This is a genomic window from Lysinibacillus sp. NPDC093210 (genome assembly GCF_044753985.1).
Lineage (GTDB): Bacteria > Bacillota > Bacilli > Bacillales_A > Planococcaceae > Lysinibacillus.
Genome location: NZ_JBIVOE010000016.1, coordinates 1 through 21,643, shown reverse-complemented (window position 1 = coordinate 21,643; position 21,643 = coordinate 1). Strand labels below are relative to the sequence as shown.

36 protein-coding genes are annotated in these 21,643 nt (G+C 35.4%); 3 read left to right on the top strand and 33 right to left on the bottom strand.

What is annotated here, in order from left to right; translation table 11 throughout:
- Nucleotides 1-13 precede the first annotated feature (13 nt).
- The 33 genes from ACIP9C_RS22695 to ACIP9C_RS22535 form a co-directional block, all read right to left on the bottom strand.
- On the bottom strand, nt 14-718 hold the full coding sequence (locus ACIP9C_RS22695; RefSeq protein WP_401015021.1) for a head maturation protease, ClpP-related: 705 nt from the start codon (nt 716-718) through the stop codon (nt 14-16).
- The gene (locus ACIP9C_RS22690) at nt 708-1,811 is read right to left on the bottom strand and encodes a phage portal protein (RefSeq protein WP_401015019.1); all 1,104 of its coding nucleotides are present in this window, start codon (nt 1,809-1,811) and stop codon (nt 708-710) included. Before ACIP9C_RS22690 ends, ACIP9C_RS22695 begins: the two co-directional genes overlap by 11 nt.
- 77 nt (nt 1,812-1,888) lie before the next feature.
- Nucleotides 1,889-3,601: a terminase TerL endonuclease subunit gene (locus tag ACIP9C_RS22685; protein ID WP_401015016.1), complete on the bottom strand. Its 1,713-nt coding sequence runs from the start codon at nt 3,599-3,601 to the stop codon at nt 1,889-1,891.
- Entirely contained in the window at nt 3,598-3,921 is a 324-nt protein-coding gene (locus tag ACIP9C_RS22680) for a P27 family phage terminase small subunit (protein WP_401015012.1), read from the bottom strand. Before ACIP9C_RS22680 ends, ACIP9C_RS22685 begins: the two co-directional genes overlap by 4 nt.
- 112 nt (nt 3,922-4,033) lie before the next feature.
- A complete protein-coding gene (locus ACIP9C_RS22675) occupies nt 4,034-4,519 on the bottom strand; it encodes an NUMOD4 motif-containing HNH endonuclease (RefSeq protein WP_401015009.1) in 486 nt (161 codons plus the stop codon).
- Between the two features lies 1 nt (nt 4,520).
- The gene (locus ACIP9C_RS22670; RefSeq protein ID WP_401015006.1) at nt 4,521-4,850 is read right to left on the bottom strand and encodes an HNH endonuclease; all 330 of its coding nucleotides are present in this window, start codon (nt 4,848-4,850) and stop codon (nt 4,521-4,523) included.
- 5 nt (nt 4,851-4,855) lie between these two features.
- The gene (locus ACIP9C_RS22665; RefSeq protein ID WP_401015004.1) at nt 4,856-5,119 is read right to left on the bottom strand and encodes a hypothetical protein; all 264 of its coding nucleotides are present in this window, start codon (nt 5,117-5,119) and stop codon (nt 4,856-4,858) included.
- 64 nt (nt 5,120-5,183) lie between these two features.
- Complete coding sequence (locus tag ACIP9C_RS22660; protein WP_401015001.1) at nt 5,184-5,417, bottom strand: DNA-binding protein; 234 nt, start codon at nt 5,415-5,417, stop codon at nt 5,184-5,186.
- A 216-nt stretch (nt 5,418-5,633) separates the two neighbouring features.
- Nucleotides 5,634-5,765 carry a hypothetical protein gene (locus ACIP9C_RS22655; RefSeq protein WP_401014998.1) on the bottom strand — a complete coding sequence of 44 codons (132 nt, stop codon included), beginning with the start codon at nt 5,763-5,765 and terminating at the stop codon, nt 5,634-5,636.
- Between the two features lie 146 nt (nt 5,766-5,911).
- Nucleotides 5,912-6,124, bottom strand: a complete 213-nt coding sequence (locus ACIP9C_RS22650) for a hypothetical protein (protein WP_401014995.1) — start codon at nt 6,122-6,124, stop codon at nt 5,912-5,914.
- A 115-nt stretch (nt 6,125-6,239) separates the two neighbouring features.
- The gene (locus tag ACIP9C_RS22645) at nt 6,240-6,431 is read right to left on the bottom strand and encodes a hypothetical protein (protein ID WP_401014992.1); all 192 of its coding nucleotides are present in this window, start codon (nt 6,429-6,431) and stop codon (nt 6,240-6,242) included.
- A gap of 85 nt (nt 6,432-6,516) precedes the next feature.
- Complete coding sequence (locus ACIP9C_RS22640) at nt 6,517-7,020, bottom strand: hypothetical protein (RefSeq protein ID WP_401014989.1); 504 nt, start codon at nt 7,018-7,020, stop codon at nt 6,517-6,519.
- A gap of 481 nt (nt 7,021-7,501) precedes the next feature.
- A complete protein-coding gene (locus tag ACIP9C_RS22635; protein WP_401014986.1) occupies nt 7,502-7,918 on the bottom strand; it encodes a transcriptional regulator in 417 nt (138 codons plus the stop codon).
- Between the two features lie 43 nt (nt 7,919-7,961).
- A complete protein-coding gene (locus ACIP9C_RS22630; RefSeq protein WP_401014983.1) occupies nt 7,962-8,765 on the bottom strand; it encodes a DNA adenine methylase in 804 nt (267 codons plus the stop codon).
- A gap of 37 nt (nt 8,766-8,802) precedes the next feature.
- Complete coding sequence (locus ACIP9C_RS22625; RefSeq protein WP_401014980.1) at nt 8,803-8,976, bottom strand: hypothetical protein; 174 nt, start codon at nt 8,974-8,976, stop codon at nt 8,803-8,805.
- Between the two features lie 11 nt (nt 8,977-8,987).
- On the bottom strand, nt 8,988-9,512 hold the full coding sequence (locus tag ACIP9C_RS22620) for a hypothetical protein (protein WP_401014977.1): 525 nt from the start codon (nt 9,510-9,512) through the stop codon (nt 8,988-8,990).
- The gene (locus ACIP9C_RS22615; protein ID WP_401014974.1) at nt 9,493-9,732 is read right to left on the bottom strand and encodes a hypothetical protein; all 240 of its coding nucleotides are present in this window, start codon (nt 9,730-9,732) and stop codon (nt 9,493-9,495) included. The genes ACIP9C_RS22620 and ACIP9C_RS22615 overlap by 20 nt, the downstream gene beginning before the upstream one ends.
- Nucleotides 9,733-9,735: 3 nt before the next feature.
- A complete protein-coding gene (locus ACIP9C_RS22610) occupies nt 9,736-10,275 on the bottom strand; it encodes an ERCC4 domain-containing protein (RefSeq protein ID WP_401014972.1) in 540 nt (179 codons plus the stop codon).
- Nucleotides 10,272-10,571: a hypothetical protein gene (locus ACIP9C_RS22605; RefSeq protein ID WP_401014969.1), complete on the bottom strand. Its 300-nt coding sequence runs from the start codon at nt 10,569-10,571 to the stop codon at nt 10,272-10,274. The genes ACIP9C_RS22610 and ACIP9C_RS22605 overlap by 4 nt, the downstream gene beginning before the upstream one ends.
- A gap of 109 nt (nt 10,572-10,680) precedes the next feature.
- The gene (locus tag ACIP9C_RS22600; RefSeq protein ID WP_401014966.1) at nt 10,681-11,106 is read right to left on the bottom strand and encodes a hypothetical protein; all 426 of its coding nucleotides are present in this window, start codon (nt 11,104-11,106) and stop codon (nt 10,681-10,683) included.
- A gap of 319 nt (nt 11,107-11,425) precedes the next feature.
- Nucleotides 11,426-13,798 (bottom strand): phage/plasmid primase, P4 family, encoded by a 2,373-nt coding sequence (locus ACIP9C_RS22595; protein WP_401014963.1) that lies wholly within the window; start codon nt 13,796-13,798, stop codon nt 11,426-11,428.
- A 76-nt stretch (nt 13,799-13,874) separates the two neighbouring features.
- Complete coding sequence (locus ACIP9C_RS22590) at nt 13,875-14,369, bottom strand: DUF669 domain-containing protein (protein WP_401014960.1); 495 nt, start codon at nt 14,367-14,369, stop codon at nt 13,875-13,877.
- A 2-nt stretch (nt 14,370-14,371) separates the two neighbouring features.
- Nucleotides 14,372-15,076, bottom strand: a complete 705-nt coding sequence (locus ACIP9C_RS22585) for an AAA family ATPase (protein WP_401014957.1) — start codon at nt 15,074-15,076, stop codon at nt 14,372-14,374.
- Nucleotides 15,077-15,100: 24 nt separating this feature from the next.
- Nucleotides 15,101-15,442 (bottom strand): hypothetical protein, encoded by a 342-nt coding sequence (locus ACIP9C_RS22580; protein ID WP_401014954.1) that lies wholly within the window; start codon nt 15,440-15,442, stop codon nt 15,101-15,103.
- 14 nt (nt 15,443-15,456) lie between these two features.
- Nucleotides 15,457-15,933 carry a siphovirus Gp157 family protein gene (locus tag ACIP9C_RS22575; RefSeq protein WP_401014951.1) on the bottom strand — a complete coding sequence of 159 codons (477 nt, stop codon included), beginning with the start codon at nt 15,931-15,933 and terminating at the stop codon, nt 15,457-15,459.
- Entirely contained in the window at nt 15,933-16,598 is a 666-nt protein-coding gene (locus ACIP9C_RS22570; RefSeq protein WP_401014948.1) for a hypothetical protein, read from the bottom strand. Before ACIP9C_RS22570 ends, ACIP9C_RS22575 begins: the two co-directional genes overlap by 1 nt.
- Complete coding sequence (locus tag ACIP9C_RS22565; RefSeq protein WP_401014945.1) at nt 16,598-17,524, bottom strand: hypothetical protein; 927 nt, start codon at nt 17,522-17,524, stop codon at nt 16,598-16,600. Before ACIP9C_RS22565 ends, ACIP9C_RS22570 begins: the two co-directional genes overlap by 1 nt.
- Nucleotides 17,521-17,703, bottom strand: a complete 183-nt coding sequence (locus ACIP9C_RS22560) for a hypothetical protein (RefSeq protein ID WP_401014942.1) — start codon at nt 17,701-17,703, stop codon at nt 17,521-17,523. Before ACIP9C_RS22560 ends, ACIP9C_RS22565 begins: the two co-directional genes overlap by 4 nt.
- An 8-nt stretch (nt 17,704-17,711) precedes the next feature.
- A complete protein-coding gene (locus ACIP9C_RS22555; protein ID WP_401014939.1) occupies nt 17,712-17,903 on the bottom strand; it encodes a hypothetical protein in 192 nt (63 codons plus the stop codon).
- A 13-nt stretch (nt 17,904-17,916) separates the two neighbouring features.
- Entirely contained in the window at nt 17,917-18,069 is a 153-nt protein-coding gene (locus tag ACIP9C_RS22550) for a hypothetical protein (RefSeq protein WP_401014936.1), read from the bottom strand.
- Nucleotides 18,053-18,472 (bottom strand): hypothetical protein, encoded by a 420-nt coding sequence (locus tag ACIP9C_RS22545; protein ID WP_401014933.1) that lies wholly within the window; start codon nt 18,470-18,472, stop codon nt 18,053-18,055. The genes ACIP9C_RS22550 and ACIP9C_RS22545 overlap by 17 nt, the downstream gene beginning before the upstream one ends.
- 130 nt (nt 18,473-18,602) lie before the next feature.
- Nucleotides 18,603-18,818, bottom strand: coding sequence for a helix-turn-helix domain-containing protein (locus ACIP9C_RS22540; RefSeq protein ID WP_401014930.1), 216 nt, complete (start codon nt 18,816-18,818; stop codon nt 18,603-18,605).
- Nucleotides 18,819-18,835: 17 nt separating this feature from the next.
- On the bottom strand, nt 18,836-19,018 hold the full coding sequence (locus ACIP9C_RS22535) for a helix-turn-helix domain-containing protein (RefSeq protein ID WP_401014927.1): 183 nt from the start codon (nt 19,016-19,018) through the stop codon (nt 18,836-18,838).
- 350 nt (nt 19,019-19,368) lie between these two features.
- On the opposite strand from ACIP9C_RS22535, the gene ACIP9C_RS22530 reads away from it, so the two are divergent.
- The 3 genes from ACIP9C_RS22530 to ACIP9C_RS22520 all read left to right on the top strand — a co-directional run bounded on the left by ACIP9C_RS22530 (nt 19,369) and on the right by ACIP9C_RS22520 (nt 21,492).
- Nucleotides 19,369-19,707, top strand: a complete 339-nt coding sequence (locus ACIP9C_RS22530; protein ID WP_401014924.1) for a helix-turn-helix domain-containing protein — start codon at nt 19,369-19,371, stop codon at nt 19,705-19,707.
- A 4-nt stretch (nt 19,708-19,711) separates the two neighbouring features.
- The gene (locus ACIP9C_RS22525; RefSeq protein ID WP_401014921.1) at nt 19,712-20,215 is read left to right on the top strand and encodes an ImmA/IrrE family metallo-endopeptidase; all 504 of its coding nucleotides are present in this window, start codon (nt 19,712-19,714) and stop codon (nt 20,213-20,215) included.
- 104 nt (nt 20,216-20,319) lie between these two features.
- Entirely contained in the window at nt 20,320-21,492 is a 1,173-nt protein-coding gene (locus tag ACIP9C_RS22520) for a tyrosine-type recombinase/integrase (protein ID WP_401014918.1), read from the top strand.
- Nucleotides 21,493-21,643: the final 151 nt, after the last annotated feature.

Below are 21,643 nucleotides of genomic sequence, written 5' to 3'. Positions count from 1 at the left end.
CCTGTTTTAAGTATTAAAAAAAGAACCCTTTGCGTTTGGCCACAACTTTTTGCGGTTCTACAGGTTCTTTATCTGGATTATTTAATTGTGTTTGTAGCTGAATTACTTGATTTTCTAAATCGCTAACTTTTTGTAATAGCTCGTTATTGTCCTCCACAGTAGATGAGGTGGAAGTAATTGCGTTATTGAACTCTTCAGCTTTATTAGAGAACATTTCTGATTCTACTTCTTCAGCTTGACCATCAATAATTTCATCAATAAAGCCATACTCTTTAGCAACTTTAGCTGACATAAATTTTTCTTCATCAAGTAATTGTTTAACCGTTTCTTCATCTACTCGATGTGTATAGGAGGCTAATACAGATTCCCCGATACTTTCTAAGTCATCTGCAACTTTACGCAATTGTTTAGCATTACCTGCTGCATATGTCCAAGCATGATGCACCATTAATTGTGTGTTTGAATACATTTTTACTACATCTGCACCCATAGCCATAATAGAGCATGCACTTGCAGCTATACCTGTAACAATAACTGTTACTGTACCTTTGTGCGATCGTAAAGTATTCATAATGTCGATTCCTAAGAAAACATCGCCACCATAAGAGTTGACTTCAAGTGTAATGTCCTCATCTTCTTTTATGTTGCGCATTTTGTTATTAAAATCGTAAATAGTTGAGTTCCAGCTAGTAATATCACCTTTGATTTTATGTTTCATCGTTTTCACCTCCTTTAACGGAATCTAATTCTTGATAGTTCTTTGTGAAATAATGCTTATTTAAGCGTTCATCTGTGGAAGGCTCATCACCAAGCATGACACGTACTTCGTTTGGTGTGTAAACCATACTTGCAACAAGCTTATCGATTGCATTTGCTAATTCTAAAGGATCCATCTCAGCAACGCCGAAAATACTAATTCGTTCGCCATTCATATAGGCATCTTTATCAATTAATTTCGCATTTAGCTCATCTTGTAGCTTCTTAATGAGTGGTTTAATACAAAATTTAATATAAGCTTTTAAAGCTGTTTCGTACTCTGCAATATCACCATGTATTAGTGTTGTTGGAATGCCTAAAATGTTAGCTACATGACTTGTTAAATCCTTTTTAAGCTTTTCTAATTCATCAACAGAACGCCCTTCGTTCTTTACGCCTTTTGTGATTTCTTCATAATCGAAACCTTTAATCTTCGGAACAATAGCAAAGGCTTTTTTTCTAAATGCGTTGAACATGCGGTCGATGAAATTTTCTAATTTCCCTCGGTTTTCATCATCTAATTTTGTACTACCATCAATGCCTGCTAATGCTCGTATTTGATTAGAATACATATTTGTTTCAATCATCCGGCTGAACAACTCTGTATAATCTTTAAACATACCATCTAAAAAACGTGTGAATTTTTCGTTGTTGTATGAAATATGAATCACTTCACTCATTTCAAATGATTTTTTAAATTCATAGCCTTTTACAACTACATTTTTAAAAATATCTGGATATACAGCGTATTCTATACGGTTATAGCTATCCGCTATCAACAAGTCGTTGTTGTCGCTTAAAATCACAAGTACTTCATTTTCATGTAATAATTTATAAACAAAGTCCTGCCAAAAGTCCGCCGCGCTTTGGTCTGTGTTTGGTCTTACATTAAGTAAATAATCCCAATCATTTTTTTGGCGTTTCCCGTCCTTTGTAAAACGGAATTCAGATAACGAAATGGTTCGGCCAATAAAATTTATACATGTTTCAATTGCTGTTTTTTTTAGATAGGTTCGCTGGTCAATATCTTCACCGAAAATATCTAAATCCCACATTTCAGCGGTTTCTTGACCAATTTTCTTATTACCTAAAATAGCGTCTAAAATTACCCCAATCCCTCACCTCCCTTCGGTTAAAATGCAATGCTATCTAAGAAATCAAGTACGCCATCCACATCATTGTCCTCTAGGTCACGAGAACCCCATACACCATACAGGAACATCATAAAGCCGTCAGTCTTACGTTTTACTTCTTCTTTCTTTCGGTAGACTTTATTTCCGTTTGGCAGTCGCTTAACAAGTACATTATTCGTATACCAACGCATTAGCGGATTATCTCCGAAAATAACTTGCTCGTTTTCAAAAGCAATTTCTATTCGTGGTGCTAACAAACCACTTGCTGCATCTGGATTTCTTATTACTTCAACTTCGAATCCTTCCGCTTCAAATAGCGGTTTTAATATATCCATCTTGAAGTTATCACCTATGATTTTTTTAATGTTCCAACCATCTTCACGCCTTTTTACAAACCACCCAACAACTAAATGCGGATCCATTGTTTCAATGTCCAGGACACTTAAAAGACCATCGTTTTCCCACTCTCTAATTGGAGCGAATTTACGATGGTCTTTCTTATTGTTGTTTTCAGCTTTTTCTTTGCTGTATGCGTAGTGCTTATCAGCAAATGGTTTACAAATGTATGAGTGCGTCAACTCTTTAGGTATGAAAAAGTTATCATTCTTTAAAAATAACAATCCCATTGAAACAAAATCGCGTACTGCAGCATAGTCTAAACATCCGATACATTCTCGTTTTTTCAATTCATCTAAATTGTATCCTTGATTAGTAGCCTTTATTTTCTCCCAAGATGTAACGCTTTTTTCCAAATCGACTTTCGGGAGATTCATACGTTTTGTAATGAATTCCTCATATCCATCTGGATCATGCTCTAGCTTGTTGTACTGCTTCATCACTGTTTTATAAAGTGTTTTTGCATAGCTACTCAACGGTGGATGAAATTGCGAGTTAGCCTTTTGCCACATTTCAGGATTGTGCATTTCAGCTTCATCATCCAAATTACACATAAATGCAAAAAGACCATCGTCTCGAATGCTTACGTGGCCATCTAAAATATTGTCAGCTCGTTCTAATAATTTATCCAGGAAGCCCTCTCGAACAAATCCGTCAGAACCTACATAGAATACTCGTGGGTTAGAAACTTTACCAAGCCCAGAAGTAAATACATTCACAACACCTGAATCCTCATACCTGTGTACCTCTTCAAAAATTACACAACCATCTCGTAAACCGTCCTTCGTGCCTGCATTAGATGTATGGTATTGAAATAATGACTTTGTACTACGAGACTCAATTAATGCTTTTTTGTGGTCAAAATGTTCTTTTAACGTATCGTCTTTATCGATGGTATTGTATACCTCGGTAAACGACATTTTCGCTTGCTTTTCACTGTTTGCAACTACTGACACATTATAATTATCGATGCCGTGTAAATCACTGATAAAGTAATTTGCTAGCGTTGATATACGCCCTGTTTTACCACCGCCACGACCTTCATAGTCCAAATGTTCATCAAACACCAAAGAGCCGTCACTATAGTACAAGAAAATAAAGCATGTTTTAAATTTTTGCGTCAATGTGAGAGGGAAATAATATTTCTCCGTAAATGTAATATAATTTTTGATTTGCTCCTCATCGAAATACATATCATCAGCTGTAAGGATGTCGCGCTCAATTAATTCGATTAATTTTTCACGCCTTTTATTTAAAATGATTTTGCTGTCACGCCACAGCTTAATATATTCATCAATATACTTATGGCTAATCAAATTAAGCTCTTCCTAGCTTTTTCATCCACAGTTGAAGCTGCAGAGGGAGAAGGTGTATCAACCTTAATTCCTAAAGCGTCTTCGAGTTTTTCAATCTCTTTCGAAATAGATAATTTCGTTGCGATGGCTGGATGCTGCTTCAAAAAGTTTTGTGAACCATTTTCGATTCTAATTGTTGTTCCATCATTATCAATATCAGTATCGCACTTTAAATCGATTTTTAAAAATCGTATGTAGCGATGGACTTTAGCTAATTTAATTGGATCGTCGGCGTGACGTGCTAATAAATCTTTTTCGATTTTTTTTATTCCTTTTTCCATTTCTCCCCCTCCTCCCTCCAAAGAGCATTTTTTAACGTTTATTTTTAGAGAATCGAGGCCCTCCCCGGTCCCTGGGCTTTTTGAATTGGCAAAACCTAATAGGTGGGGGGTATTACTTTTCTATAACTAATTGAAGTTTCACCTTCGATAAAATATCTTTGTAATTAGTTTTATATTTAATTGATTCTGCAACATTTTTTGTCACATTATACTTTTCTATAATTTCTTTCATAAACATATGCCTAACCCAGAAATCATAATAAATATTAATTACTGTATCGCTATCTAACCTTTTTATTAAACCAGTTTTGATAGCATGCATAGTATTTTCTTTTGCTGTTACCCATTCTAAATTATCAATATGATTATTTAACGTGTTTCCGTCTTTATGATTTATCTCTGGTTTGTCTTCTGGATTAGAAATAAAATAAAGCCCAACCAATCGGTGGACTCTATAATTTCTTTTATTTAATTTAATTCGAAGATACTTGCCATCGTGAAGTTCTAACTTTCTTATCTTCTTTGTAGTTTTGTTCCTAACTCTACCATGATTCGATATTTCATAATTATGTCCTTCGATTGTCTTCCATGCTTCCAATTCACTCCCACCTTTCATCTTCTTCCCATTTGTTCGGTTTACGTGCGAAACGACCATGTTCAATGTTGTGATGTTGTAAGCAAATAGTCATTAGATTATCAAGTTCTAATGCAAGCTCTGGATGGTCTTCAATTTCTTTTATGTGATGGACATTGAGTTGAATGGATTTGCGTTCTCCCTCAACCTTTTGAGAATCTAAGTGAACCTTTCCTTCATGCTTACACATTTGGCATTCGTAATTGTCTCGCTTCAACGCTTCTTGTCGTAATGATTCCCATGATGATGAACGATAGAATGCTTTCTTTTGTTGTTCTGTTTTGTATTGCTGCATGGTTGTTAGTCAGTGCCTTCTATTCGTGTTGGTAGTTCTCCACTATAACTAATGCCACACTTATGACACTTCACTTCGTAATACGGACAACCATCGTCATCATAATGTTTTTCTGATGAATAGTTTGGTTCGATGCTGTGTGTTTCTGCATTATCAATCCTATCCAACTCATCAGCCAATGCACCTGCATGCTTTGCGATTGCTCGTAGCTTTAATTTAGATTTGTCATCGAAGTTCAAGTTGATTGAAATATCTCCTACTCTTGCCATTGTTCAGCCCTCCACAATTCATAATTAATTGCATAAGAAAAAGCCATACCCATTTGGATATGACTCATTTATTAATTTTCTTATCCATATCATTTTTACGTTTAACAATATCCTCTTTAAAGAATAGTCTATCTCTAGGTAAGTCTTTGATCGGGTTGAGTACACCACGCTGCACCAGGTTATTTAGATTCTGTCGAGTGCATTGTAGTATTTCCAGCGCTTCAGTTGTATTGATTATTTCGCTTTTAATGTATTCCGTTAAGTCGTCACGGCTTTTGAAAGAGTAGTTTTCTGCCATTGATTGCACCGCCTATTTTTTGTTACTTTTTATCATTGTAACAATTGTTGCACCGATAACCAAGACCGTGGCAACCGTAAGAATTATAGTAATAGTCGACATGTAAATCACCTCGGCTTTTCATTTTTATTGTATCTCATCTGGATTTCATTTATATTTAATGTGAAGGCTAAGGTCGCTAGCCTTAACCTTCGTTTTTAAATTTTGTTTGGGACGCTACTTCTTTGAAGTGGTGTCTTTTTCATTTTCTTTGCTTTTCTTGCTGTTTACTTTTGCTGTCTGCAAGTTAACCAGTGAGATTGCTAAGTTAACGAATGCTGTTAGCGCTACTACTCTTTCAAGTTCCATTTCCTTACCCCCTTTCTATACTTTAATTATATCATTTATATTTACTCACGTCAATATAATTATGTAAGTTTTTTCTATTTATTTTTAATGAAAAAGGGTAAGAATAATAAAAAGCCGCAACTCGTAGTGAGCGCGACTTTTATGTATTATTTATCGTTTATTAAAATTTCTACTGATTTTACTTCTGACCAAGTCGTTTTAGTATCCAATAAATCACCAATACGAAGTTCTGAATTATTTAATACATTTTGTCTTATGAACTCTAAAAAATCAAATTGTGATTCAAATGAAACTTCTTCTATTCTCCCAAAATCAATGGAATCCTCTGTTCCGTTTTTCATGTTAAGAATTAACTTCATGACTCTCACCACCCTTTAAACTAATAATAAGTTATATGGAAATGATTGTCATTAACATGTTTAACAATAAAAAAGCCACACCTTGTTAGATGTGACTTAATACAAGATAACATTATTAAGATATTACTTTTTCCTTGAAAATAATTTGTGTTTCTTTGTTTTCAGTTAGCTCATCTTTATATCTTTCAGCTATTATTTCTAAGAGGTTTTCAGTATTGTAAGCATCAATAGTTGTTGTAATTACATAATTGCCTTGCACAATTTCTACTGAATATGGCTTTAATGGATCTCTCCCGTTGACTTTCATATTAACACCTCCCATCTACCTATATCATAGGATAAATGGAATGTATTGTCATTACAAAAAGAGACTACCAATTTAGTATCTTATATTACAATGGGTCAGTGTCTGACCAATAAGGAATCTGCTTATCTGCTTTCTCTTGCATTGCTTTAGCCCATAAATCAGACTGCATAAACTCCAATAGCATATCCATGTACTTGTACACATATTGTTGCTTACCTTTTAGATTCTTTCTGTATATCTCTTCGTAAGTATCTACTGTACCATTCTGATAATCAGTAACAATACCTTCTGTTGACTTATGTAACTGCGAACCCAAGTTACTAAGTTCAGGTATACCACCGAATGTTTTGAAATTATAAACCAAAACTTCATAAAACTCTTTCTCTGTTAATTCTCTGCTGTTTGGATTTCCTTGAGGTGCAAATCCTGCATAATCTGCATAATATAAATTAGAATCGAATGTAACAATTACTTGACCATCCTTGATGATTTGAATATTAGCTCCATATCTAATTTCATGTGCTTCAAATCGTTGTTTGCTTCCTGTAGCTACCTCAGTAACTAATACATATTTAAGTTTATTATTCATAGTTAATTCCCTCCATTTGTCATATAAAAAGAGACCACTAATTTAGTAGCCTCTCTGTAGTGTTGACGACTCCGCAATCGTCTTATTAAGTTGTATGCATGTTTCTTAGAATCAACCGTACATGCGAACGCCGATTATTGTAAGGAAATTTTGTTAGCGCATTTCCGTGCGCTTTTGAAAACTTATCACAATATCAATTTACTACAGATTTTTGCGAACTTCCCTGGTGTTAACAAGTTCACTTTATTCAAGGGAATAAAAAATATAAGGTTATCATTGTATAACCGAATGCAAATGTGAATTTTTGAAACAACCATTTATCTCTTGAATAGAAGAATAAACCCCACACCATAATGCACGATAGTAACATTAGCCATAACACCGTTTGATTAATGTAATACCAATTTAGAATACCCAACCAAAAGCACCTACCTCCCTTAATCTGATACTAGTTTATTAGACAACATCTATATAAATGCCCTTATACCCAGCCTATTCTTTCGGCTGTCTTATCAATTAAGATGTTACGTTTACGCAATACTTTGTGTCGTGAAATGTACAGCTTGTCAGCTATGTCCTCCCACTCGTAACAGCCATCCTTGTCCCAGTAACGCATATCTACGATTGTTCGCATATCTTCGTCAAGGTCACGATATAGGTCTTCCACAGTCTTGATGATGCGTTTTAAGTTTTGATAATAGGCATCGTTAACAAGTGCCGTAGCTTTCTTGGCTGTAGTATCTGAAATCGTATTACTACGACCGCCAACTAGCTCACCTTGTTCATTATGTGGATGCAACAACTCCCACTCACGGTATTTTAATTTCTTCCTATATTGCTCCAGTTCAATCCAATATCGTTCGATTGTCTGTATATCACTACGCGATAACGTAGGCATGTGCAGCACCTACCTTGTTTGTTTATTTACTCATATTGTTCAGTTAAAATAATGATTGCTGTTTGTAGCCATACTCTGCAGCAAATGGATTAATCCATAAGACCTCAACCCTTGATTTCCCTACAACGGGCTTCCCTAACTTGGTTTCTTTTGTCCAACCTTTTAGTAAATCGTTGTAAAGTTCACTATCATATCCTGATAGCAATGCTGGACCTGAATGTTTTAATAAATGATTGATCAAATTTTCATGATCATTATCAGACATTTCATTTTCATAAATAGTTCCATTTCTTGTAGCTGCTACATATGGTGGATCGATGTACATTAATACATTTGGGTTGTTATATCGTTTTATAAGTTTCGTGGCTTCTATGTTTTCGATTTGAACATTCTTTAATCGATCAGCTACTAACAAAATATCTGCAGGTAGGTTGTTCCATTGTCTTAAATGATGGTACTCGTCCATTGTTCCCCTACATTTCCAACCTGAGATCGATCCTGTTTTTACCCTAATTGACTGCCAACATCTGATCAAAAATCTTCTTGCCTTTTCAATATCATTCTCTGCATCGATATGAGAATCAATGTATTCTTTTCGTGAATATGGAGTCCAACGGATCGCTTGTGCTAACTCATTTGGTCTTTCACGAATAACTCGAAACAAATTTACTACATCATCATCAATATCATTGATCGTTTCAACTTTGACGGGCTCTTTATTGAAAAGTACGGCACCCGATCCGAAGAATGGTTCTAAGTAAGTTGAATGCTCTGGCATATGGCTTATAATCCACTCAGCTAAGCTCCATTTTGAACCTGGATAATGTAAAATTCGTGGCACGCCCATAATGTAACCCCCTTACTGCACAATTTCTTTTCTATTACTATATATTTTTTAATCGTTGTTCTTCCTTTTCATCAAAACGTTCAATTTTACTAACAAGATGATGCCATTGTTTAATTTCTGTTGCGTTCAAAACACGAGTGAGTTCACCATGTTGAATAATTGTCTTTTTGTTAGAGCGAGTAAGCACTCTATGCTTATTACGACTACCCATGTTATCAACTCCTATTGAAGTTCATTTATTTTCTCCATTCTTCTATTCACATTTTTTCGTTTACCACGAGCGTAGTTTCTTAACGTCGTATCACTGAGACCTGTTTGTTTGGCTATCTCAGGAATATATCCAGTTGTGATTAAAATATTATTCTCGTAAAAGTTGTATTTAACTGATAGTCTTTTACACTTGTGACCTAAATCATTACACTTCGTGCGTAAAGACTTCTCTGGCACATTCATCATTTCGGCTAATTCTTTATAGGTGTATTTATTCGCATTTTCTTTAATGTAATTGACCATTTCCTCAGTCCATACTACAGATGGTTTCTTTCTGCTTTCAGGGTAATTGTGGTCTTTTATGAGCTTGTTGCTGCGTGGTCTAAGCAACGCTTTCAACTCTTGACCTAAGAGTTTTATCAACTTGCAGTTTGAGCAATTTTCAGCATCTTCTGCTGCTTGGCATTTACATTTCGGTGTGAGCACATCAATTTTTTTCAATACTTCAATGCGCCTTTTACGCACGTCTGCATTCATGTACATTCCACACTCCTCTCTCAATCCAGCCCTCGTTTAAATACTGCTGCACCCATTTATATTTGTACGGCATGATTACACTTACTTCGCATCCATCGACTGTCATAAACATCTCGATATACTTTGTAAATGGGTTAGGTTTTGCCTCCCACAATCTACCCTGTGGTTGCTTCGTTTTCTTCACCGACTGAACAATAGGAATCCCATTGCGCATGTTCATGGATTAGAAAATACCCTTCTTCAAAGCTAATTTCATATGCTGTTTGAACCTGTTGTAAATATTGTGACCAATCATTTTTTTAGACATTGGAACAATTTCGAAATTGTACTTTGCTTTAAATGATTCCAATCGACCTTTTAAAGCTTTAGGATCATATGCGCTACGGTATTTTCCAGTAGCAATTTTTTCATCGAAATCTAATTCTTCAACGAACAATACAAAACGGCTTCCTTGACTACGAATCAATTCATTTTCAAATGCATGCTGTGTATCTTTTTGCAGATTACCTGTTATCTCATCAACGCCATTTTTACGTTCAACGAAGCTATTGAGATAAATATCTCTTGGTATTCCTAATTCATCGTTTTTAGGAATGAGACAACCGTAATCACCTACATCTAGTTTTTTAATGCGATATGGTATATCCCGCGCTACGAAATATTCTCTAATGTGTTCATTCGATTTCTCCCGAGTATCTATTACGATTGTGAGTGTTTTTATGATTTTATCTATTTCGGTATCGGTGTAAGCGTAGTGAATCATTGGGAATCATCACCCCAACTTAATTTTAAATAACTATTTTTTATATATGAAAACAGGCTATTTGTAGGAAGTTGTACAAGTTCTGCTTTTACACCGCCCAATAATTCATTAAGAATATTTATAAAAATAGGAGATGTAAAAATAGGCTTGTCTTCAGTGTCTATTGATACACAATATTCCGTTCTACCTTTTTGTGCTTCTTCTATTAGTCTTGGCTCAACGTTGCATGCAAATCGAAGAGCATAGTCTTCAATCGAATTAGATGATTCTGCTAGTAATTTATCTTTCAGCATCATTCTCTTAACCTCCTTATTTTCACTTGTTAAAGGCACCGTACAGACTTTCTAATTGCAATCTGGATATATTTATCATCCGTTCTCTAAAACGTCTTAAATCGACTGCAAATCACTTATTTTGATTAGCGTATAAAACAGCACTCTCGTACAATTTTTTCTTCATGACATTTGAAGCTTCATTTTCGTATTGTCGATAATCTTCGTAGATGTCACTCCATCCGTTCTTTGCTAGTGTTTCTTGCCACTCAATGAACAACGTCAATGCTTCTGCGTCCGCGCATATCCATTCATTCAATTTCGGATTGTGTTGCCATCCACAGACTTGATGTACCATCATTCGAATATGCTTATCAATTGCTTTAGCTTCTTCCCATGACTCAAACCATTTTTCTATCTCACCGAAAATCGGATCAGCTGCCTTCAATATTTCTTCTGGCACCAACTTCGCATTTTTAAGTGACAATCTACCATCCGATTTATCGCGATATATTTCAGCACCACTTTTCCAAATTTGTGATAATACATGTAAAACCACCGTTTACCACTTCCTTACAATTAGGTAGTTACTTATTTTTTCAAAAACCCTGTTTTAACCCCTATTAAATAACTCAGTTACTTTTAAGTAACTCCCTTGCGCCTTACAGCCACATAGGTTTAAGCAATTTTAGTTAAAATTGTTACTTGGAAAGTGCAATACGCTCTTATATATATATATTTATATTTTTTTATTTTTTAATTAATATAAAAACAAAATAACAAAAGTAACTTTAGTAATATAAAAACTCTCTTAAACCATTGATACAACTGAATTTCGAAGAGTTACATTTGAGAGTTACTTTGTTAACTCGAAGTTACTAAACTAGCTTAAATGACGTATTTTCAGCCTCTTTTGTAACTATTTTTTCTTCAAAAGTAACTCCTTGTGGCGCTCGCTCCTGTAAAGTAATACCAGTGAAAAAGTTTTTATTTCCTGCACCACGTTCTTTTTTAAAGCCCTTCGTTTCCAACATTCGGTAAAAACTACGATTACTCACAGTACGTTCACCTGATTTATAACCAAAACTGTCATAAACGGTATACAATTCTTTTGCTTCGATTTTGATGTTTTCATTTGTTTTATCTACATAACAACATTCCGCTAAAAACGGTCCAAGAATGTCCATGTCCTCTTTGTAATTACCTGTTGCTCTTGCTACTACTGCTGGCTCAATTAGACCGTCCTTCTGCCACTTTAAGCAGCCTTCGATTGCCCAGTTGAGTATTCCACTCATTTCTAACGACAACTTCTCAGGTAGCTTTTTATCACGCTTGTGCGCTGGCAAGTTTAAATCAAAGGGAATTAATTTAACCCTGCGCCATATACCTTCATCCAAGCCCCCAATGATTGGTTTATGATTCGTTGTGAAAAACACTTTAAACTCTGGAATGTACTCAAAATACTCTTGTCGTAAGAAGCGAGCTAATACAGGCTCACCACCTGTTATTTGCTTAACGAATGATTCAGAAAGCTTTTCTCCTTCTTCACTTTCAATTGCTGATACAAAGCGAGATCCTACTAACCTAGCAATATCGTTATTGGCACCCGTTTCTTTTTTCTTGATAAAAGTATCTGATTTAGCTTGCTTCCCATATTCACCGACAAGATCCTTGATTGTATTGATAAACGTTGATTTACCGTTACTACCACCACCAACCAAGAACATCATAATTTGCTCTGAAATATCACCGGTTAAGCTGTAACCAATTAATCGTTGCATGTATTCTGCAAGATCTTTATCACCCAAAAATATTTGGTCTAAGAACGCTAACCAATTTGGACATTTCGCATTTTCTTCATAAGAGATATTTGTTATTTTCGTTAGCTTCAATTCCCTATCATGTGGTTGTAGTTTTCCTGTTTTTAAATCCACAATTCCATTTGCAACATTAAGCAGATATTTATGTTTATCAAAGTCACTACGATCTCCTGGAACCAATACTTTTAAATCTTTAATGGCACTTTCACGCACATTATGCTTTTCGCAATGTCTAGCCCATTTTTGTTCTGTTTCATCTGCTGATTCACCAAGTTTGCGTACAACCTTAGCTACAATGCGGTGCAACTTTCCTTTTTCGTCAAACTCCCAATACTTGCCGTTCCAGATGTACCATCCTACAGATGGGATATAACAAATTACATGGCCGTATTCATAAGCAATACGTTCTGCATTTCCTAGGTCCGTTAATTTGAATTTACGTGCTGGCTTTTCTACTTCCTCAGCAGCCACATCGTCACCGTGGAAATTGAATGAAAACTCGCTGTCATTCTGATGGTCCAACACGGTTGTTGTAGTGGAAGCAATAGCCTTAGCAATGGTACCTTCACCATAAGTATCACCTGTATCTGAAAAGTGAATTCTATCCCATTTATCTCGCATCAGTGCTGTTTCCCTAAACATCGAATCCATTCTTGAAGCACTTTTTCCAGTCCAGAAAGCCAAATGATTACACAATGCTAAATCACTTGATGAATGGTCATCATTTATTAAATTTCCGTCATACAACGATCGTATTTCATCGCCTGATTTACTACGGAACATTCGCTCCCAAAGTGCATCATTCGAAAGCTTGATTTCGTCTTTCTCAAACTCAGCTAAGTTCACACGCCCTTGCACATCGCTGTCATCAAAATATTTTTCTAAAATCTCTGCTATTTCATCTGTACGATCATAAATTCCATTAGCATTTTCACGATTACCTGTCATCGTAAAATAGCGACCATATTGATAGATTTCTAGTCCATGCTTTGCGCTTTTACGTCCGGTGCCCACTACAGACTGTGGAAGGCTCCCCTTGATAATGATATGAATGCCTGTGCCACTCACGCTAAACTCTGTATAGCTGTCTAATGTATCTATAATTTCTTGTGCAAAAGTGTTGATTATAGGATTCACTTTTTCAGTATCATCAGCGCTGTACGTTACACATTTATCAATATCGATGCCTATAAAATTATCTTGCCTACTAAATACAAAACCCACACCATCGGCATTGGACTCTGTATAAAACTTAGCTGCTGTTGCAAACGTAGACCACGTTCTACGGTCATTACTTCTAGCCTCGTTACCATCAGTTTGATATGGTATTTTTGTATATCGTCCGCCCTTTTCTTCTGACTTCCACAATATCCACTGGGAAAGTGACCTTAATTCTGATGGTATTTCGTTAAAATTAATTGGAGCCTTCATTTTTTCACCTTTTCACCAGTTTTTTTGTATAAAAAAGAGAAGTCCGCTAAAAACAGACCTCTCTATTAAATTTTTATTAGAATGGTAAATCGTCTTCGTTGATTTCAATTGGCTTTTTACCATTAGCAAATGGATCTTCATTCTTGGATACCTTAGAAGGAGCTACAAATGATACACGTGGATATTTACGTTCCTTGTCGTTTTTGTCTTCCACATGCTTGATATACACCAACACATTTTTACCGATGATATTTTTAACTACCTCATCTAATTCAAGACTTTGCTTACCGCTGTAACCGCATGCCACTAAGAATGAATTCCTTTTCTTTTCGGTATTTTCAGCGTATTCCGGATTAGTGCTACTTAAATAAAGCGTGTTATACAGAACTTTTGCACCTTGGTGTTTCTGATTAACATCTGAACGAATCTCTACATCAAACCCAATTGAATATTGACCTTGCCATTCTTTAGCCTCGGCGTTAATTATTGCAGCTTCATATTTCCCTTCTTCAACTAATTGGAATTCACCAGACGATACATTTTCTTCATCAAAATTAATTTTAAAACCCATAATTATTTTTCCTCCTTATTATCTGTGGAAGGCACATGACCAACCTTAAAAATATTTTCTTGTGAACATGCCTTGCGATTATCCAATTGATTCTTAGCGAATAAAAAATCAGTTGGCTCTAAAATAAATCCGCGCTTTTGCGTTTCTGGATTGATAACTAATTTACCTACTACATGACAAAGACCCATAAAGTTATTCAAAATCTTGTCTCGCATGTCCGGATATGAACGGTTAACAGCTTGACCACTTGGTAACTCCCATTTATCAGTTGTTTCCCATGCAGTGAATACCACTCGTTTGCCTAATGTTTGAATAAAACGAACACTATCTATAATGAAGAAATCAATTTGCTGATAGTTGGCCATCGAAGGCACTCGGTTGTTTTTGCCGTCACGCCCTAAATTACCAAGCATAGAACGAGTTAACTCTGAAATATTATCAAACACTAGGTTGTCATATTTCGATAAGTCAGTTCGCGCTAAATCTCGCATGAGCGCATTCCATTCCTCCCATGCCTGGTGACTATTGAAATCAACAATGTCGATATTCTCGCAACCTTTTAAAACTGAATGAGTTTTATCAAGAGGGATATAAAGTGTCTTGCCTTCTAAATATTTGATTGTGGACGTTTTGCCCATACCAGGTGGAGCATAAAGTAAAAACGTTGAAGCATCTATTTGTATATCAGTTGCACTTGAAACTTTCATTTTGCCTTCCACACTCCTTTTCTATTAAAATGGCACCTTTTCATCAGAGACCTCATTTTTCACTTCTACATCCGCAAACGGATCCTTGAACTCTGGTAATTCTTCTTCTTCAGCTTGTACTTCTTCGATGCTCATTTGACCATCTGGTGCATCATCCTTTTCAGGACGCTTTTCCATTTCTTCCTTAGCGGTACTGTACGTACGCTCTAAATCCACTAGGTAGTAAAAACCTTTTGAATTATGCTTTTCGTGGATTTTTTGCATTGTTAATTCTTCATCCTGTTTTGCATCTGCAACAATTTCTTCTGCCTCTTTATGTGTATCTGCGTACCATCGTTCTTTTTGATTGAGTAATTTTTTAGCCATTTATATGTTTCCTCCTATCGAATACTTAACGATTGATTTTCAATAAGTTGAGCACCTTCAATTTGCTCACCTGCTTTTAATGCTTTTGCTAATTCTGCTCTGCTGATTGTTTTCTCCACCTTGATAAACTGAGGAGGGATAGCAGCATCATTTTCGATTTGTACTGATGTTGATTTACGGAAACTAAACGTGAATTTTTCAGTTTTCACTCGGTTGCCTTCCACAGTTAATAAAGTATCTGCCACATTTTCTTTAATGCGTGCAATGTTGCTTTCCATCGATTTACGACGATCAGCTAAACGTTTTTCCTCAGCTTTAATACCAGCTATGTCTGATTCAATATTTTTTAACACCATTGCATAGCCCTCTAGCTTTTCACCAATCTCACCTTTGATTTGAGAAAGTGCTAGTTCGAATCCTTCTACATTGTTTTCTTCTATAAAATTTTGAAGCATTTTGTATTGGTCGGTTAATTCGTAAAGGGTAGCCATTATTGACCCTCCTTTGAATTTAAGTAGTCACAATACAGTTGGCATTCTTCTTTTGTTTTAAAGAAAGTTGAATATGATTCGAGTGAGCTATATTCCATACCTTCCTTAAAAATCGATTTTGCATATTGTGAACTTTCATCAAAACGCCCATATTCATCACGACTATCAAAATTATTAATTTGATACCAAGCATTCATTCCGTTTCGAATGTTAAACTCGACACGCATAAACTCCTTTGGTTCATAAACACGTTCACCAGTGTCACATTCACATTGTTCATAATCATCTCTGCCTAATGGAGTTTTGTAATAAATTCTTCTGTTCGAATCGCATTTTTCACACTTTGGTTTTTTAACTTGCTTAGAATAAGCTTTGTACATTAGGACTTGTAAGTCTTTAGTTAATTCAGAGAGCCTTTCATTACGAACTTTCCGTTCTAGATCGTTACGTTCAATTTGCAATTGTCTTTCTTTGTTAGCGAAATCTCTTTTAATAGATTCGAAGTTTTTCTTAACTTCTTGGAGTTCTGCATTTTCCTTTTGCAAATTCTCCATCTGTTGCTTGTATTCATCTTTCACAGAATCTAATAGAGATGATTTGAATTGTTCAATTTGCATTTCGAATTCGCTAGGTTCATGGTAAAAATCTTCATCATAGTAACTCATTACTCAACACCTCCATATATAGCGTTAGTGTCGTTGATGATTGTGTACCAATCTGTATTTGGCAAATCACCACCATTAGCGAAGTTTCCGCTATCCACAATCTTCAAATTCCCATCTTTATCTTCTAGGGTTAAGACTTCATAATTACAATATTTATTAAGAATTTGTCCCTCAGCTACTGTAGGTTGCACCGCCTGTTCAAACTCACTTACATCAAGACCTAGCGCTCGTCCTAGTGCAATGGCTTTTCCAATGTGTTCGTTGAATACGTCATTTGGTAAACATTTTGCAATTCCTCTAGCATACAAATCACCACTTACTATCCCTTTTATCAAAGCTACGACTGTTCTTTTTTCTACATTTACAACGAACTCTAATTTATCTGTGATGTTTCCAGTGAAACGAATTGTTGTTCTTTCGTCATTACCTGGGTGTATTTTGTTATTGTTTTCCTCAACAAACTTCTTCGCCTTCTCAATAATTGCAGCACGTTGTTGATTTGGTGTTAGTGGTTTGGATTCGATTAATTCGTATACATCCACTGTTTCAGGTCTGCGATTGTACATACTGTTATAAACCAATGCTTCTTCGTAATCTCTCTCACCGGTAGACGAATCAGCATTAACGTACAAATCATTACCTTCTTTGAAAACAGGACCGTATATTTTATTTGGTTTAAAACATTTACCTTCTTTAAAAGATACTGATACATAATCATCTTCACGTGCTTCACGATTAACCTTGCGATATTGCTGCCCTTCAAATTCGATGATGTCCTCCACAGTATTAGTTGTGGAAGGCCCCTGTGGTGCATTATTTACAACAGTCGTTAACTGTGGACGTTCACGTAATTCATGGACGATTAATTTTAATTCAGCTACTTCGTTTTCTAAAGTTGTGATACGCTCATTTTTCGTCTTTGTCATTTCGCATCCTCCTGTGGTACAATACCAGTGTCATTTTTAATTTTTACTTGCTCGCCATTGGTTGCCGCCTTTGACGAGTTTTTTTGTGCCTTTAATTGGGCACTCTCCGCATCTTCGATGTCTTGCCAGTAATCTGATTCTCTGTCGTATACTTCAGCGTGTGTATGGCCTATGCGCATGGAATCACCTACCTTAGTACATATAAAGCAGCTTCTGCTTCATTTTGAATTTCATTTATTAAGTCATACAGATCATCTTTCACTTCAATTGATTCAGCCCCATCTGCAAGCTTTATTATTTCTTCTAACTTGCTTTCTATTTCATTAATCCAATTTTCAGCTTCGGAAATCGCATCTTTTAAATCTCTTGTTCTAGACATTTACTCACCTCTCTCAATTTTCAGCAGCACGTTTAAGCGCCAATGTTTTAAGCAACGTTGTGTACAAGGCATCTTCTAGCGGTTGTCCATCAATACTGTGGATGCCAAACTTTTTCAACTGTTCAATGACTGCATTACGCTGTAATTGCTTACGCATAGTTGTCACGTTTCACAACCTCCAGTGCTGATTCAACACCATCAATGTAATCACTATGTTCCTTGTATTCTTTCACTAGATTAGGAAGTGCACTGTCACCAAACGGTAGTCCGTTATGAACCAAAACTTCTTGGATAATTTGTTCTCCTAAGTCCTTTAGATGGTCCCTCGAATCCTCTAGTAACTGGCTTAGGTCATCCACAATCTTCTTATTAGCATTAGGAAATTCGAGCGCTTCTTTTAAATCCATAACGCTTGCATTTTCAGGGATATAATAAGCATGCTTGTTGTCGTAATGAGTTATAACTTTACCGTCATCAGCTAAAGTTTGAACGCTTGTTACGTGGCTTTCATGGATATTAAGACCAACTACTGACAATTTAGTACCTTTTACATTCAACACTGCTTTCATTCTAGTAACCTCCAATAGATTGATAGTTTTATTTGTAACGCACTGCTACAGCTTTATTAATCGCATTGCTGATTAAAGCTAATCGTTGTTCAATTGGTAATGCTAACCATTCAGCTACTTTGATTTTCATTTAACTCACCTGACTTTCAATTGATTTCACATTGTATGGATCAGTTAAATCCTTTCCTGTATTGCGAACCATAAAGTTATCAAGTTCTATAGTAGAAACTTTCATTCTTCCTAATTTAAGACCTTGTAACATACCACTTTTAATCAATTCATATACTTTGTTTCTATTGCATTTAAGCCTTTTCGCAACTTCTGCAACCTCTAAAAGCTCATTCAAGATAAATCACCTCTTTGTTAGATGCTCAGTATTTTACGAATATGCTTTATATGTTCCTGAGCTTTGGGTCCATCTTTACGACCTCGAATAATGTCTGAAAGATAGGCATTTGATATTCCAACTAATTCAGCCAATTGTTTTTGGCTCATTTTTCGTTTGAACATCTCGGATCTAACTTGTGCTCCTAAATCTTCTTGCATAATGACACCTCATTTCTCTGATAGTTCATACCGTCATAGGCTCGGTATCACAGCGCTTTACTGAATTGGAAAATTTTTAAGCTAAAAAATTAGCCAATTGTATTGACTGAAAGTATCCAATAGTATACTATTTAGACATAGCTAAATAAGACTTATAAAAAGCCTGATAACAACACTTTGACCGTTCCCCAACGATAATGTGTATTAATTATTGGTTGTCTTTTTTATACTCTTTTTTGCTAATAATTTAGCTTATGTGAACATAATAATACAGTTGGATACATACGTCAATCATAAATTATCCAATTGTATAATTTATTTTCCTTAAGCAACGTGAAAGGTTGGTAATTATGCTGTTCGATAGAGTGAAAGAATTATCTGAACAACGTGGTGAAAATATAAAAAATGTTGCTGTGAAATTAGGATTTAGTGAAAATGCATTTTACAAATGGAAAAGTCAAAGTCCCAAGTCAGAGACTTTAGAGAAAGTTGCTGATTATTTCCATGTATCTACAGATTACTTACTTGGTCGTACAGATATAAAAGAACTTCCAGTAGATAACACAGTTCAAAACATCGCCGCACATCATGATGGAGACGAATGGACTGATGAGGAATTAGAGGAAATAGAAGAATTTAAACGGTTTGTAGCCATGAGACGAAAGGCGCGTCAACAAAAGGGGGAATAAGCCCATGCATTTATATGATGAATTACTTATAGAGTGTGACAATTTAGATATAGAGGTGTATGAAATGGAATATATGAAAAGCAAAGGTTTATACGCTGATAATATCATTTGGATAAATAAATCGTTGCCTTCCATCGTCGATAAATACTGCATACTAACGGAAGAGATAGGGCATCACCATACAACTGCTGGTGATATCCTTGATCTAACCAGTATTGAGAATCGCAAACAAGAGTTGAGAGCGCGAATTTGGTCATACGAGAGACTTCTGCCACTTTCGAAAATCATACAAGCTCACAATTTACATATAACTAACCGTTTTGAACTAGCTGACTACCTTAATGTTACTGAGGACTTTTTAGAAGCTGCTCTTGAATGGTATAAAAGTAAATACGGTTTATATGTATCAATAGACAAATTTACAATTTGCTTTGAACCTTTAGGTGTAATAGAAATGTTTGATTGGATTGAAATACCGAAATTAAAATACAATTTGCAAATAGTTTAAAAGACCAAAAAATTTTACCCTAAAAAGAACAAACATTCCCTTTAAAGGTGGTGAATACTATGTGAAATTAGCAGAAAAAATAAAATATGAGAGGAGATTTTTTTATGAAAGGCGGAGTTCGTAAACGTGGCAACACGTGGTATTACTATTTTGATATGGGCATTGTGGATGGCAAACGAATTCGTCCAGAGTATTCAGCAACTGCTGAAGGAGCTCATACCAAAGCTGAAGCTGAAGCAATACTACGTAGGAAAATATTAGAATACGAAAATGCAGGAACTGTATTTAAACCACAAGAAATCACATTACAAGACTTCTTAAGTTTTTGGATGGATGAATATGTTGAGCTCAAATTAGAGCCTAATACGTATTATAATTATGAGTCGACAATTAGAATTCACATATTACCTCATTTGGGTAAGTATAAAGTGAAATCATTGACTCCACATGTACTGCAACAGTTTATTAATCTAAAAACACGCGAAGGTTACGCTCGTCAAACATTGAGCATTATCATGGGTATCCTTAGTAAATCTTTAAATCATGCTGTATATCCGTATAAATACATCAAAGAAAACCCAATGCATTATGTGGAATTAATGAGAGACAAAAATCGAAAACCTACACGAGAAGAGTTAAAAATCCAATCAAAAGAAAACTTAAGAAACATTAATAGCTTAATAAATGAAGATGATCCTTTTTATTTACCATTTCATATTGGCTTGCATTGTGGATTACGTGTTGGAGAAGTTTGTGGTCTTGAATGGAAACATATAAATTTCGAAGAAATGACACTGGAGGTTGAACAACAACTGGTTGGTATTAAAGAAGAAAACGGAAAAATTCAATGGCAACCTAGACCTCCAAAATCAAAGGCTGGTTATCGTACAATTCCTTTTGGTAATGCTCTAACTGAAATCCTCAGACGTGCAAAAAAGAGACAACTGGAAAATCGTTTAAAGTACGGTGAATTTTATAAACAAGTTCCGGAACATGATTATATATGTAAAAAAGAAAATGGTGAGCATTGTACGCCAAGTGTGATCAAATATAATACTAAAAAAATTAGCGAAAAATTAAATATTACTTTTAATTATCATTCCCTACGCCATACACATGCTACGACTTTAATCGAAAATGGTACGCCTGTAAAAACTGTACAAAAAAGATTAGGACATAGTCGAGCTGCCGTAACAGAAGATCGCTATGTCCACCTCACTGAGAAAATGGCCAGAGATGCTGCGAACATCCTTGATTCATTTGCTCAAGATATATAAAAATTACTAACGTATTTTTTTATGGTGGGGAATTGGTGGGGAGCCCCACCATTTAACCCTATAATAAATTATCAAAATACGTTATAAACCCTTACCACTACTGAGTTACTTCGAATCATCCATCTTCAGTACAGCCATGAACGCTTCTTGT

Excerpts from the sequence above, each read along its gene's own strand:
- ACIP9C_RS22640 (WP_401014989.1), bottom strand. The coding sequence starts at position 7,020 with ATGAATAATAAACTTAAATATGTATTAGTTACTGAGGTAGCTACAGGA.
- ACIP9C_RS22525 (WP_401014921.1), top strand. The coding sequence starts at position 19,712 with ATGCATTTATATGATGAATTACTTATAGAGTGTGACAATTTAGATATA.
- ACIP9C_RS22595 (WP_401014963.1), bottom strand. The coding sequence starts at position 13,798 with ATGAAGGCTCCAATTAATTTTAACGAAATACCATCAGAATTAAGGTCA.
- ACIP9C_RS22575 (WP_401014951.1), bottom strand. The coding sequence starts at position 15,933 with ATGGCTACCCTTTACGAATTAACCGACCAATACAAAATGCTTCAAAAT.
- ACIP9C_RS22555 (WP_401014939.1), bottom strand. The coding sequence starts at position 17,903 with ATGTCTAGAACAAGAGATTTAAAAGATGCGATTTCCGAAGCTGAAAAT.
- ACIP9C_RS22635 (WP_401014986.1), bottom strand. The coding sequence starts at position 7,918 with ATGCCTACGTTATCGCGTAGTGATATACAGACAATCGAACGATATTGG.
- ACIP9C_RS22520 (WP_401014918.1), top strand. The coding sequence starts at position 20,320 with ATGAAAGGCGGAGTTCGTAAACGTGGCAACACGTGGTATTACTATTTT.
- ACIP9C_RS22625 (WP_401014980.1), bottom strand. The coding sequence starts at position 8,976 with ATGGGTAGTCGTAATAAGCATAGAGTGCTTACTCGCTCTAACAAAAAG.
- ACIP9C_RS22545 (WP_401014933.1), bottom strand. The coding sequence starts at position 18,472 with ATGAAAGCAGTGTTGAATGTAAAAGGTACTAAATTGTCAGTAGTTGGT.
- ACIP9C_RS22565 (WP_401014945.1), bottom strand. The coding sequence starts at position 17,524 with ATGACAAAGACGAAAAATGAGCGTATCACAACTTTAGAAAACGAAGTA.
- ACIP9C_RS22535 (WP_401014927.1), bottom strand. The coding sequence starts at position 19,018 with ATGCAAGAAGATTTAGGAGCACAAGTTAGATCCGAGATGTTCAAACGA.
- ACIP9C_RS22650 (WP_401014995.1), bottom strand. The coding sequence starts at position 6,124 with ATGAAGTTAATTCTTAACATGAAAAACGGAACAGAGGATTCCATTGAT.
- ACIP9C_RS22615 (WP_401014974.1), bottom strand. The coding sequence starts at position 9,732 with ATGAACATGCGCAATGGGATTCCTATTGTTCAGTCGGTGAAGAAAACG.
- ACIP9C_RS22530 (WP_401014924.1), top strand. The coding sequence starts at position 19,369 with ATGCTGTTCGATAGAGTGAAAGAATTATCTGAACAACGTGGTGAAAAT.
- ACIP9C_RS22585 (WP_401014957.1), bottom strand. The coding sequence starts at position 15,076 with ATGAAAGTTTCAAGTGCAACTGATATACAAATAGATGCTTCAACGTTT.
- ACIP9C_RS22590 (WP_401014960.1), bottom strand. The coding sequence starts at position 14,369 with ATGGGTTTTAAAATTAATTTTGATGAAGAAAATGTATCGTCTGGTGAA.
- ACIP9C_RS22680 (WP_401015012.1), bottom strand. The coding sequence starts at position 3,921 with ATGGAAAAAGGAATAAAAAAAATCGAAAAAGATTTATTAGCACGTCAC.
- ACIP9C_RS22660 (WP_401015001.1), bottom strand. The coding sequence starts at position 5,417 with ATGGCAGAAAACTACTCTTTCAAAAGCCGTGACGACTTAACGGAATAC.
- ACIP9C_RS22645 (WP_401014992.1), bottom strand. The coding sequence starts at position 6,431 with ATGAAAGTCAACGGGAGAGATCCATTAAAGCCATATTCAGTAGAAATT.
- ACIP9C_RS22570 (WP_401014948.1), bottom strand. The coding sequence starts at position 16,598 with ATGAGTTACTATGATGAAGATTTTTACCATGAACCTAGCGAATTCGAA.
- ACIP9C_RS22620 (WP_401014977.1), bottom strand. The coding sequence starts at position 9,512 with ATGAATGCAGACGTGCGTAAAAGGCGCATTGAAGTATTGAAAAAAATT.
- ACIP9C_RS22670 (WP_401015006.1), bottom strand. The coding sequence starts at position 4,850 with ATGCAGCAATACAAAACAGAACAACAAAAGAAAGCATTCTATCGTTCA.
- ACIP9C_RS22610 (WP_401014972.1), bottom strand. The coding sequence starts at position 10,275 with ATGATTCACTACGCTTACACCGATACCGAAATAGATAAAATCATAAAA.
- ACIP9C_RS22630 (WP_401014983.1), bottom strand. The coding sequence starts at position 8,765 with ATGGGCGTGCCACGAATTTTACATTATCCAGGTTCAAAATGGAGCTTA.
- ACIP9C_RS22655 (WP_401014998.1), bottom strand. The coding sequence starts at position 5,765 with ATGGAACTTGAAAGAGTAGTAGCGCTAACAGCATTCGTTAACTTAGCA.
- ACIP9C_RS22695 (WP_401015021.1), bottom strand. The coding sequence starts at position 718 with ATGAAACATAAAATCAAAGGTGATATTACTAGCTGGAACTCAACTATT.
- ACIP9C_RS22580 (WP_401014954.1), bottom strand. The coding sequence starts at position 15,442 with ATGGCTAAAAAATTACTCAATCAAAAAGAACGATGGTACGCAGATACA.
- ACIP9C_RS22560 (WP_401014942.1), bottom strand. The coding sequence starts at position 17,703 with ATGCGCATAGGCCATACACACGCTGAAGTATACGACAGAGAATCAGAT.
- ACIP9C_RS22605 (WP_401014969.1), bottom strand. The coding sequence starts at position 10,571 with ATGATGCTGAAAGATAAATTACTAGCAGAATCATCTAATTCGATTGAA.
- ACIP9C_RS22690 (WP_401015019.1), bottom strand. The coding sequence starts at position 1,811 with ATGTGGGATTTAGATATTTTCGGTGAAGATATTGACCAGCGAACCTAT.
- ACIP9C_RS22665 (WP_401015004.1), bottom strand. The coding sequence starts at position 5,119 with ATGGCAAGAGTAGGAGATATTTCAATCAACTTGAACTTCGATGACAAA.